15 protein-coding genes are annotated in these 9,608 nt (G+C 71.6%); 9 read left to right on the forward strand and 6 right to left on the reverse strand.

Annotated elements, in window-relative coordinates; genetic code table 11:
- The first annotated feature begins 20 nt into the window (after positions 1-20).
- Complete coding sequence (locus OGL88_RS10495; RefSeq protein ID WP_222658199.1) at positions 21-350, forward strand: hypothetical protein; 330 nt, start codon at positions 21-23, stop codon at positions 348-350.
- A 217-nt stretch (positions 351-567) separates the two neighbouring features.
- On the opposite strand, the gene OGL88_RS10500 is transcribed toward OGL88_RS10495, so the two are convergent.
- The gene (locus OGL88_RS10500) at positions 568-1,092 is read right to left on the reverse strand and encodes a DUF3800 domain-containing protein (protein WP_263091316.1); all 525 of its coding nucleotides are present in this window, start codon (positions 1,090-1,092) and stop codon (positions 568-570) included.
- 105 nt (positions 1,093-1,197) lie between these two features.
- On the opposite strand from OGL88_RS10500, the gene OGL88_RS10505 reads away from it, so the two are divergent.
- Genes OGL88_RS10505 through OGL88_RS10515 form a run of 3 tightly spaced genes read left to right on the forward strand, consistent with a single transcriptional unit; the run spans position 1,198 to position 3,189 of the window.
- Complete coding sequence (locus OGL88_RS10505) at positions 1,198-1,605, forward strand: VOC family protein (protein WP_276583130.1); 408 nt, start codon at positions 1,198-1,200, stop codon at positions 1,603-1,605.
- Between the two features lie 49 nt (positions 1,606-1,654).
- Positions 1,655-2,326: a DNA-3-methyladenine glycosylase I gene (locus OGL88_RS10510; protein WP_263091318.1), complete on the forward strand. Its 672-nt coding sequence runs from the start codon at positions 1,655-1,657 to the stop codon at positions 2,324-2,326.
- Between the two features lie 50 nt (positions 2,327-2,376).
- Positions 2,377-3,189 carry a DJ-1/PfpI family protein gene (locus OGL88_RS10515; protein WP_263091319.1) on the forward strand — a complete coding sequence of 271 codons (813 nt, stop codon included), beginning with the start codon at positions 2,377-2,379 and terminating at the stop codon, positions 3,187-3,189.
- A gap of 50 nt (positions 3,190-3,239) precedes the next feature.
- On the opposite strand, the gene OGL88_RS10520 is transcribed toward OGL88_RS10515, so the two are convergent.
- Positions 3,240-3,710, reverse strand: a complete 471-nt coding sequence (locus tag OGL88_RS10520; RefSeq protein WP_263091320.1) for a GNAT family N-acetyltransferase — start codon at positions 3,708-3,710, stop codon at positions 3,240-3,242.
- On the reverse strand, positions 3,707-4,516 hold the full coding sequence (locus OGL88_RS10525; protein ID WP_263091321.1) for a LysR family transcriptional regulator substrate-binding protein: 810 nt from the start codon (positions 4,514-4,516) through the stop codon (positions 3,707-3,709). The genes OGL88_RS10520 and OGL88_RS10525 overlap by 4 nt, the downstream gene beginning before the upstream one ends.
- Before the next feature lie 33 nt (positions 4,517-4,549).
- Between OGL88_RS10525 and OGL88_RS10530 the strand changes: the two genes are divergently transcribed.
- Complete coding sequence (locus tag OGL88_RS10530) at positions 4,550-4,939, forward strand: DUF5997 family protein (protein WP_111084320.1); 390 nt, start codon at positions 4,550-4,552, stop codon at positions 4,937-4,939.
- 39 nt (positions 4,940-4,978) lie between these two features.
- Positions 4,979-5,485, forward strand: coding sequence for a hypothetical protein (locus OGL88_RS10535; protein WP_263091322.1), 507 nt, complete (start codon positions 4,979-4,981; stop codon positions 5,483-5,485).
- A 20-nt stretch (positions 5,486-5,505) separates the two neighbouring features.
- Here the strand turns inward: OGL88_RS10535 and OGL88_RS10540 are convergent, their stop codons facing one another.
- Together OGL88_RS10540 and OGL88_RS10545 are read right to left on the reverse strand one after the other, a co-directional pair.
- A complete protein-coding gene (locus OGL88_RS10540) occupies positions 5,506-5,946 on the reverse strand; it encodes a phage holin family protein (RefSeq protein WP_263091323.1) in 441 nt (146 codons plus the stop codon).
- A gap of 197 nt (positions 5,947-6,143) precedes the next feature.
- Entirely contained in the window at positions 6,144-7,619 is a 1,476-nt protein-coding gene (locus tag OGL88_RS10545) for an MFS transporter (protein ID WP_205462819.1), read from the reverse strand.
- 112 nt (positions 7,620-7,731) lie between these two features.
- Here OGL88_RS10545 and OGL88_RS10550 point away from each other — a divergent pair, with 112 nt between their 5' ends.
- Both OGL88_RS10550 and OGL88_RS18030 read left to right on the forward strand, forming a co-directional pair.
- Positions 7,732-8,298 (forward strand): TetR/AcrR family transcriptional regulator, encoded by a 567-nt coding sequence (locus OGL88_RS10550; protein ID WP_205462818.1) that lies wholly within the window; start codon positions 7,732-7,734, stop codon positions 8,296-8,298.
- A gap of 9 nt (positions 8,299-8,307) precedes the next feature.
- Positions 8,308-8,835 (forward strand): Lrp/AsnC family transcriptional regulator, encoded by a 528-nt coding sequence (locus OGL88_RS18030; RefSeq protein ID WP_123292064.1) that lies wholly within the window; start codon positions 8,308-8,310, stop codon positions 8,833-8,835.
- Positions 8,836-8,848: 13 nt separating this feature from the next.
- Here the strand turns inward: OGL88_RS18030 and OGL88_RS10560 are convergent, their stop codons facing one another.
- The gene (locus OGL88_RS10560; RefSeq protein ID WP_263091324.1) at positions 8,849-9,280 is read right to left on the reverse strand and encodes a GNAT family N-acetyltransferase; all 432 of its coding nucleotides are present in this window, start codon (positions 9,278-9,280) and stop codon (positions 8,849-8,851) included.
- 111 nt (positions 9,281-9,391) lie between these two features.
- Between OGL88_RS10560 and OGL88_RS10565 the strand changes: the two genes are divergently transcribed.
- Positions 9,392-9,608: hypothetical protein (locus OGL88_RS10565; RefSeq protein ID WP_263091325.1), on the forward strand; the 217-nt coding region annotated here is incomplete at its 3' end.

Raw genomic sequence — 9,608 nt, forward strand, 5'->3', positions numbered from 1 at the left:
ACCCGCGAAGGAGATCTCCCATGAGCGACACCAACACCGCCATGACCGAGGAGCAGAAGGCCGCCCTCGTCCGCTCCACCCGCCGACTCGACCTGCGTCGCATCCTCGGTGGCCTGTTCGTCCTGTACGGCGTCATCGTGACCATCGTCGGCATCGTGCACTGGAACACCGACCCCGAGAAGACCGGTGGCATCCACATCAACCTGTGGGTCGGGCTGTCGATGCTCGTCGGCGGGTTGCTCTTCTTCCTCTGGGACCGGCTGAACCCGGTGCCGGCGGAGGACATCATCGGCCAGGCCGAGGCCGAGGAGCACCAGAAGGCGGCCGGCGAAGGCCGCGACCTCGCGTGACCAGCTGAATTGATCGACGGACGGGAGGCGCGGTGCCGGCTGGCACCGCGACTCCCGTCCGTCCCCGTGCCTGTTGACGGCAGTTCGGCGCTGGTCCTAGTATTGATATGTCGACCGGGTGCTCTCGGTCGGAAGTGATCCCCGGATGTCCTGCAGCCAGCGCGGGCCCGGGGATTTGCGCTGTCCGGACCCGTGCCGCGGGGGTTCCGCGCCGTGATCAGGCCACGATCACCGGCGGCGGGATCCGTCCCGCGCCGTCACCGTGCGCCCCGCAGGCGATGTCGGCGAGCGCGAGCAGCGGCTCGTCCGACGGTCGCGCGTGTGCCCAGCGCAGTCGGAGCCCGACGCCTCGGTCGCGGAGTGTCGTGAACATGGAGCGGTCGTCACGATCCCTCGCCGGACCGCGAGACTCCAGCACGAGTGTTTCGACACCGCGCTGCTCGAGTTCCCACACCAGACGTTCCAGGCACCGCCGGCGACGCCGTTCCGCTCGTGCGACCGCGCCGTCGTAGCGGACGACCACCACCTCGACCGCGTGCCGCAGGAGATCGAGCCACGAGATGCGTTGCGCGGGCAGGCCTTCGTACCAGTGCAGCTTCCGCATGCGCGGGGGTGTGCTCCGACGCACGGCGGCTCTCGCATCGTCGGCTCCGGCATCCGCCACGATGACGGCAGCGAGCACGTAGACCGTGTGATCGAGTCCGCCGCCGGGCTCGGACTCGTCGACGTACGCCGTCTGCATCGAACCAGTATATTGCGTACCGGTTGCTTCGCGGATGAAACGGTTGCGCTTCGTCCTCGGGCGCGCCAGGTTGAGCGTGACGAAAGGAACCTCCCCGTGGACACGATGGTCTTCATCAACCTGCCCGTCACCGACCTCGACCGTTCGAAGGCGTTCTACGAGGCCCTCGGCTACTCGATCAACCCGGTGTTCAGCGACGACACCGCTGCGTGCATCGTGATCAGCGACACGATCTCCGTCATGGCGCTCACCCACGCGAAGTTCGCCGACTTCACCGACAAGACGATCGCCGACGCCGGCACCGTCGAGGTGATCAACTCGCTCACCGCCGGGTCGAAGGACGAGGTGCACCGCATCGTCGACGCCGCCGTCGCGGCCGGCGGGAGCGAGGACCGCGCGCCGATGGACCTCGGCTTCATGTTCCAGCGGAGCTTCACCGACCCGGACGGCCACCGGTGGGAGTACGTGTGGATGGACCCGCAGGCCGCCCAGGACGGCCCGCCGGCCGAGTGACCACACGGCTGGCAACGACGGTGTCGGCGGCGCACGCCAGGATGGTGCGATGAGCACCGAGCCCGCAGCCACCGAGCCCGCAGCCACCGAGCCCGCAGCCACCGAGCCCGCAGCCACCGAGCCCGCGCCCCACTCCGACCTGGTGACCGGCGACGACGGACTCGCCCGGCCGGTGTGGGCATCGACGGACGAGCTGCTCCGCGACTACTACGACACCGAGTGGGGCATGCCCGTGCGGGACGAGCGCGGGGTGTTCGAACGGCTGTCACTCGAGGCGTTCCAGTCCGGCCTGTCCTGGCGCACGATCCTGGCGAAGCGTCCGGCGTTCCGTGCGGCGTTCGCGGACTTCGACCCCGACACCGTCGCGGGCTTCGGCGAGGACGACGTCGCTCGGCTGATGGCCGACGCCGGCATCGTCCGGAACCGGGCGAAGATCCTCGCGACCATCACCAACGCGAACGCGACGGTCGCCCTGCGGCAGGACGGCGGGCTGTCCGACTTCGTCTGGTCGTTCCGTCCGGAGGCGACGCCCGAGCCGGAGACGTACGCCCAGGTCCCGACGACCTCCGACGAGTCCGTCGCACTGTCGAAGGCACTGCGGAAGCGCGGCTTCGCGTTCGTCGGTCCGACCACGATGCACGCCCTGATGGAGGCGCTCGGCATCGTCGACACGCACCTGCTCGGCAGCCACCGGCGCGGGACCTCGGGCGTCTGGAACTGACCAGGACGCCGACCCCGCCGCCGGCGACCGCACCGGGCTAGGGTCGCGGCATGAGCACCGACCAGCCGAACCCGCGCGTGCGTCCCGTCCACCCGGTCGACGCCGACGTCGTCGAGGTGCCCGTCGACGTGCCCGCCCCCACGCCGGACCCGGCCGGGGACTCGGCGACGACGCCGGACCACGACCCCACCGAGATCCGGATCGCCTTCCTGCTCTTCCCGGACCTGACGCAGCTGGACTTCACCGGCCCGGCGCAGGTGCTCTCCCGTGTGCCCGGCGCACGCGTCGAGTACGTGGCGGCGACGCTCGACCCGGTGCCGACCGACTGCGGGTTCGCGCTGGTCCCGACGACGACGATCGCCGACGCGGGTCCGGCGGACGTCCTCGTGGTCCCCGGCGGTGACGGTGCCTTCGATGCGATGCTCGACCCCGAGCTCATCGGGTTCGTGCGGCGCGAGGCCGAACGTGCCACCTGGGTGACCTCGGTCTGCACGGGTGCGTTCGTCCTCGGTGCCGCGGGACTCCTGGCCGGCAAGCGGGCGACCACCCACTGGGCGTCGAAGCCGATGCTCGAGGCGTTCGGTGCGCAGCCGGTCGACGACCGGATCGTCGACGACGGCGCGGTCGTCACGGCGGCCGGCGTCAGTGCCGGCATCGACATGGCGCTGTGGCTGGCGGCCGAGCTCGCGGGGCGGGCAGCGGCCGAGGCGATCCAGCTGCAGATCGAGTACGACCCGCAACCGCCGTTCGACGCCGGCTCCGCGGAGCGCGCCGACGCCGTCGTCGTCGCCCGTGCACGGGCCGCGGCCGAGGCAGCGCGCGGGGACCGGGTCACCCGCGCAGCAGCTGCCGTCCTGCCGTGACGACGCAGCTGCCGTGACGACGCACCTGCCGCGACGAAGCGGCAGAACCTTCAGACCAGCGGCTTCTGCATCTGCGTCGCGGTGACCTCGTACCCGAGCGAGGCGTACAGGTCCTGCGCGCCGGTGTTGTAGCCGAACACGTTGAGCCCGATGCTCGTCGCGCCGTGCTCCGCTGCCGCCCGCTGGCCGAGCTCGAGTGCACGTCGGGCGTGCCCGCGACGACGGTGCGGTTCGTCGATCTCGACGTCGAACACCCACCAGTCGGTCCCGCCCGGAGCGAACGGCCCGATCCAGAGGTAGCCGACCGCGGTGTCGTCCTGGTCGAGGACGTCCCACACCAGGTGCCCGTCGGCCGGGGACCCGTCCGGGAACCACTGGTCGAGCGACTTCTGCTTGTTCGCCTCGGCCTGTTCGCGGGTCTCGCCCGCCTGCATCCGCGACGCCACGTACTCGGCCATGGTCCGGTCGAGCCAGGCCGGGAGGCGCGTGGCCGGCATCTCCCGCAGGCGCGTGTCCGTCATCGGTTGCCCTTGGAACCCCGGCTCGGCTTGCCGCGCATCTTCCCGCGGCCGGGGGTGGGGCCCTTGCCGGTGTTGGACTTCTTGCCGCTGCCGGACTTGCCGCTGCCGGGAGACTTGGCCTTCGCCTTGCCGCCGGCGCCGGAGCCGGATCCGCCCTTGCCCGACCCGCCCTTGCCCGCAGCGCCCTTGCCGGACCCGCCGCCGGCCGTGGAGCCGCCGGCTCCCGCGCGCAGGGCCGCTTCGACGTCGCGATCGGTGCCCGTCGGCTGGGTCCGCGAACTGTTGGCGGTGCGTCCACGCACCACGCCGATGAACTCCTCGGTCGTCTCGGTGGCGTCCTCGTCACGCCAGACCAGCGCGATCTGGGTGCCGGAGGCGCCGAAGAGCGGGCGCGCGACGAGGTCCTTGCGGCTCGCCGCGCGGAAGAGCGACTGGGGGAGCACGACGACGCCGACGTTCGCCTCGACCAGGTCGAGCGCGGCGGCGATGTCGGCCGGCACCGGACCGGCGTCGACGACGTGCACCTCGGCGTCGGTGAGGTCCACCTCGGCCAGGTCGGCGAGGGGGGAGTCCTTCGGCATCGCGACCACGGCCGTCTCGGTCCAGAGCGGGATGGCGTTGTGGCGGTCGGAGACGGGCATGCGTGCGAAGACCATGTCGACCTCGCCGTCGAGCGTGTCGTCGACGTCGTCGGACCCGATCGGCCGCAGCCGCAGCTCGATCGAGGGGTGTCGATCCCGCCAGACACGGGCCCACTTGGCCGGGGAGACCCCGGGCACGAATGCGATGGTGAGTGCCGCGGTCATGCAGACGAGCATAGGGGCCGTACTCTAGGGGGCATGGCGCAGGAACAGACCATGAAGCCCGAAACGGCTGCGAAGAAGCTCGGCATCTTGCTGGCGGCCGCTCCGGAGTCCTTCCAGGGCGCTCCCGTCACACGGACCGCCTTCGACGAGCTCCGGACCGAACCCCCGACGTGGCTCGAGGACCTCCGACGCGACGGCCCGCACCCGCGACCCGTCGTGGCGCAGAAGCTCGGCGTCTCCATCTCGGGCCTGACCCGTGCGGGGATCGACGACGCGCTCACCACGGCGGAGATCAAGACGCTGCTCGAGCAGAAGCCCGAGTGGCTCGTCCGCGAGCGCGAGACCCAGGCCGCCGTGCACGCCGAGAACGCCCGTGTGAAGCAGGAGCGCGCCGCCAAGGCCGCTGCCCGCGCCGAGGACTGACCCGCCCTGCACCGCGCCGGGCGCAGCTGAGGACCCGCCGTGCACGAGACCGTCGCCGACGCCATGCTCGTCGTGCCGCAGTTCGCGTCGGTGTGCTGCATCGTCGGTGACCGCTACCGACCGCGGCCCGGCGTGATCCTGCCGGCCGCGGTGATGCTCGTCGCGATGCTCATGCCCGTGGTGCACGCGGGCGCGGTGTGGACGCTGTTCGCCGCGACGCTCCTGCTGTTGCTCGCACCGCTGCCGGTGATGCGTCGTCGCCGTGCCGACGGCCGCCGCGCCGAGCCGATGGACGTGCACCGCGCGCTGTCGGCGGTCGTGATGGCCGGCATGCTCCTGATGGGCCACGCGACCGGCGTCGCCGAGGGGCACGGCGGGCACGGCATGGCCTTGTCCGCGGTGCTCGGTGCCGGCGTGATCGGCTACTGCGCGTTCAGCGGGTGGCTGCTGCGGCACGAGTGGGCGCAGGAGGACCGTCGGGCAGTGCGCAGTGGCGAGGTCTTCGCGATGACGGTCGCCGTCGTCGGCATGACCCTCGCGATGTAGCGCTGGAGCGCCGTCGGGGCTCAGTCGGTCGTCGCCGACGAGTCGCCCGTGTGCGTGACACGGTCCTTCGCTGCGCGGAGGGTGTCCTTCGGCACCGGCGGCACGCCCCGTCGGATGCCGCGGAGCCCGACCACGAACAGGATCGCGGTGACGACGGCGAACACGACGAACGTGATCCCCGTCGCGGCCCAGATCGGCAGCGCGAGAGCCAGGAGCGCCACCACGAGGCCCGCCAGCAGCACGAGTGTGGTCAGCGCGAAGGCCACCGCGGCGCCGGTGAGCACCAGGCCGGTCTTCGCGCCGTTCGCCCGCTCGCTGATCTCCCGCCGAGCCGACGCCACCTCGTCACGGACGGCGCGCAGCACGGGCTCCAGTGCCTTCTGCACCAGGCCGGCGGTGACGGTGTCGCGGAAGGACGGCTTGCTGCTGGTCGTGGTGTCGTCGTGGTCCGTGGTGCTCATGGGTCTCCTGTCCGGGGTGCGGTGATCGCGTCCACCTCCTGTGACGCGTCCGGTCCGATGATCGTCACGCTGGCGGCGGCGTGCTCGGTCGCTTCCCAGCTTGCGGAGCCGCCGGCGGCGGTGGGCGCGACTGCCGGGAGGCCCGCCCCGCGTCGACGACGCAGGACGGGCCTCCCGGGGTGGCCGGGCCGAGGGCCCTAGTCGGCGATCTCCTCGAGGTCGTCGATGCCACGGGCCGCCGCCGCTGCGCGGCGCGCGCGCATCGACGGGGCCGCGAGGGCGGCGAGCACGGCGAGGACCGCGACGCCGGTGCACGCCCAGAACCCGATCGTGAAGGCGTCGTCCGTCGGCAGGCCCTGCGGGGTGCTGTGCGAGGTGATGAGCGCCGCGATGACCGCGGTGCCGACGCTCGAGCCGATCGTGCGGACGACGGTGTTGGCGCTGATGGCCTCGCCCGTCTGGTTCGCTGGGACGCTCTCGATGATGGCGTTCGAGCACGCTGCGAGGGCCAGGCCGATGCCGATGCCGGTCAGGATGCCGGACACGACGACCTGCCAGAGCTCGCCGTGCGCGATCGCGGGCAGCAGGAACGCGGCGACGATGGCGATCCCGCCGAGCAGCATGGGCGGCTTCGGACCGACCTTGCGGACGAGGATGCCGGCGATCGGCCCGGCGACGATCATCATCAGGACGGTCGGCAGCAGGAAGAGACCGGCCTGGGTCACGTCCTTGCCGAAGCCGTAGCCGAGTGCGCTCGGCAGCTGCAGCAGGGTCGGCACGAGCACGAAGGTGCCGAACATCGCGAAGCCGAAGACGAGCGCGACGACGTGGGCCGTCCAGACGCCGCGGACGGCGAACAGGCGGACGTCGATGAGCGGTTCGGCGACGCGGAGCTCGACCAGGACGAACGCGACCAGTGCCACGGCGCCGAGGACCAGCAGGCCGATGGTCTTGCCGTCACCCCAGCCCCAGGTCTCGCCCTCGCTGACGGCCAGCAGGATCGACACGAGCGAGACGGCGAGGACGAACGTGCCGACCATGTCGAGGCGGCCGGGCTTGCGGACCGGCGACTCCGGCATGCCGAAGATCGCGCCGAGCAGGGCGATGACGACGAGCACGGCGGGCAGCCAGAACAGCCAGTGCCACGACAGGTGCTCGACGATCGGTCCGGCGGCGACGATGCCGACGCCGGCGCCGATGCCGAAGATCGCGGAGAGCAGGCCGATCGTGACGCTGACCTTCTCCTTCGGCAGCTCGTCGCGGACGATGCCGATCGACAGCGGCATCACCGCACCGGCGGCGCCCTGCAGCGCACGGCCGACGATGAGGACGCCGAGGTTCGGTGCCAGGGCGGCGAGCACGGCGCCGACGAGCAGGATCGACAGCACGACGATCAGGACCTTGCGCTTGCCGATCATGTCGCCGAGGCGGCCGAGGATCGGTGTGAGCACCGACGCGGAGAGCAGGTAGGCGGTGAGCACCCAGCTCGTCGCGCTCGTCGAAGCGCCGAGGTCCTGTCCGATGGTCGACAGCGCCGGGGCGACGAGCGACTGCAGGACCGCGAACGACAGACCGCCGAGGGACAGGTAGACGATGATCGCCGTGCTGTTCGGCCGGTGCCCGGCGGTGGTGGGGTGCGAGCCCGTGCGAGGGCTCTGCATGGTGTCGGTCATCGTGCTCCGTGTCTCGGGTGATGTAAACAATTGCTGACTTGACGAGGGTACGCAGTTCTCACGCGATGTCAACACTTGCTTACATCCCGGGCCGGGCCGCTACGCTTCGACCATGAGCAAGGACGCCGCCGCCACCCGACTGCTGCTCGTGCGGGCGGCACGGCACCGGTTCGCGTTCGACGGGTACAAGGCGACGACGGTGCGGGACATCGCCGCCGACGCCGGGGTCAACGTCGCACTGATCAACCGCTACTTCGGGTCGAAGGAGGGGCTGTTCCGTTCCTGCCTCGACCGGGTGGTGCAGGACCTCGGGGCCGAGCAGCCCGTCGAGCGTGGCCTCGAGCGCGCGCTGTCCGGTCTGGTCTCACACGTGGTCCGTACGCCGACCGACGACGACTCCCTCCAGCTCATGCTGCTGCTCCGGTCCTCCGGGGACGACGGTGCCGACGCCATCCGCCGCGAGACCCTCCGCCGGTACGCGGAACGGCTCGCCACGGCCGTCGGCGGCGAGGCCACCGAGGAACTGCTCGTCCGGGCCGAGATCGCGTTGTCGGTGGTGCTCGGGATGACGATGCTCCGGCGGTCCACCGCGGTGGAGCCGCTCGCGTCGGCCGACGACGACGTCGTGGCCGGGGCGCTCGACGACGCGCTCCGCGCCCTGCTCGCACCGTCGCGGTAGCGTCGAGCCGTGTCCGACCGACCAGCTCGCCGTCCCGACCCCGCCCCGCGCCTCGACGAGGTCGACGAGCGCATCCTCTGGACCCTGGCCGGCGACGCCCGGATCCCGAACAACCGCCTCGCGGCCGCCGTGGGCATCGCGCCGTCGACGTGCCTGACCCGGGTCCGGGCCCTCGAGGACGCCGGGGTGATCCGCGGCTACCGGGCCGAGGTCGACATCGCGCGCCTCGGCTTCTCGATCGAGGCGATGGTCTCCGTCCGGGTCCACGCCGCGGCCCGCCACGAACTCCGCGACTTCGCGAAGCGACTGCTCCGCGTGCCCGTCGTGCAGGACGTCTCGTTCCTGGCCGGTGACAAGGACTTCCTCGTGCACATCGCGTGCGAGTCGACCGAGCAGCTTCGGGACTTCGTCGCCGACGAGCTCAGCGGTGACCCGTCGGTGGCGACGACCCAGACGAACATCGTGTTCGAGCGGCTCGTCGCCGACCGGTCCACGCAGGGCCGCTCGTTCGACGAACTCCGCCGCTGGCGCGCCTGACGCGCCGGTTCGCTCAGCGCTGCCGGGTCATCGGGACGTGCGGGATCCGGTCCTCGAGGTACTCGTCGCCGGACCGCACGAACCCGAAGCGGGCGTACCACTGCTCGAGGTGCGACTGCGCGCCGAGGGCGATGGCCGCGGAGCGGGACTCGGCGATCGCGGCCTCGATCAGCTGCCCCGACAGGCCCTGTCCGCGGGCGTGCGCCGCCGTGGCGACCCGGCCGATGCGTTCGGTGCCGTCGGGTTCGCGCAGGAGCCGGAGCGTGGCGTCCACCGAGCCCTGGCCCGCCCAGAACTGCACCGTGCCGGGCTCGAGGTCACGCCCGTCGATGTCGCCGTACGCGGCCCCCTGCTCGACGACGAAGACGTCCTGTCGCAGGCGGAGGATCTCGTGCAGCGTGACGATGTCGAGGTTGCGGGTCGGGGCGGCGAAGATCGAGACCACGGACGGCCTTTCCTGAGAATTTCTTCCAGAACGGGGTGCGTTCCGGAACGGACCGGCGTACATTGCCGGTCAACCACTCTACGTGCGCAGCCGAGATCAGGAGGTGAGCGCATGGACACGACGTCGCGCGCACCCTTGCTCGCGGTGCTCCGGATCGCCCTGGTGGGCGTCGGGACCCTCGCTGCCCTCGTGCTGCTGTCCCTGGCGTTCGGGGCCCGTCCGGCCTCGGCTGCCGACGCAGCGTCCACTCCGTCCGCCCAGACGCAGCAGCGCGGGCTCGTCAGCGGTGTGGTCGAGGGGCTCGGCGAGACCGTGCACGACGTGTCCG

The organism is Curtobacterium sp. RIT-PI-V, from assembly GCF_025642935.1.
In the GTDB taxonomy this organism is placed as follows: domain Bacteria; phylum Actinomycetota; class Actinomycetes; order Actinomycetales; family Microbacteriaceae; genus Curtobacterium.

Excerpts from the sequence above, each read along its gene's own strand:
- OGL88_RS10495 (WP_222658199.1), top strand. The coding sequence starts at position 21 with ATGAGCGACACCAACACCGCCATGACCGAGGAGCAGAAGGCCGCCCTC.
- OGL88_RS10500 (WP_263091316.1), bottom strand. The coding sequence starts at position 1,092 with ATGCAGACGGCGTACGTCGACGAGTCCGAGCCCGGCGGCGGACTCGAT.
- OGL88_RS10505 (WP_276583130.1), top strand. The coding sequence starts at position 1,198 with ATGGTCTTCATCAACCTGCCCGTCACCGACCTCGACCGTTCGAAGGCG.
- OGL88_RS10510 (WP_263091318.1), top strand. The coding sequence starts at position 1,655 with ATGAGCACCGAGCCCGCAGCCACCGAGCCCGCAGCCACCGAGCCCGCA.
- OGL88_RS10515 (WP_263091319.1), top strand. The coding sequence starts at position 2,377 with ATGAGCACCGACCAGCCGAACCCGCGCGTGCGTCCCGTCCACCCGGTC.
- OGL88_RS10520 (WP_263091320.1), bottom strand. The coding sequence starts at position 3,710 with ATGACGGACACGCGCCTGCGGGAGATGCCGGCCACGCGCCTCCCGGCC.
- OGL88_RS10525 (WP_263091321.1), bottom strand. The coding sequence starts at position 4,516 with ATGACCGCGGCACTCACCATCGCATTCGTGCCCGGGGTCTCCCCGGCC.
- OGL88_RS10530 (WP_111084320.1), top strand. The coding sequence starts at position 4,550 with ATGGCGCAGGAACAGACCATGAAGCCCGAAACGGCTGCGAAGAAGCTC.
- OGL88_RS10540 (WP_263091323.1), bottom strand. The coding sequence starts at position 5,946 with ATGAGCACCACGGACCACGACGACACCACGACCAGCAGCAAGCCGTCC.
- OGL88_RS10545 (WP_205462819.1), bottom strand. The coding sequence starts at position 7,619 with ATGACCGACACCATGCAGAGCCCTCGCACGGGCTCGCACCCCACCACC.
- OGL88_RS10550 (WP_205462818.1), top strand. The coding sequence starts at position 7,732 with ATGAGCAAGGACGCCGCCGCCACCCGACTGCTGCTCGTGCGGGCGGCA.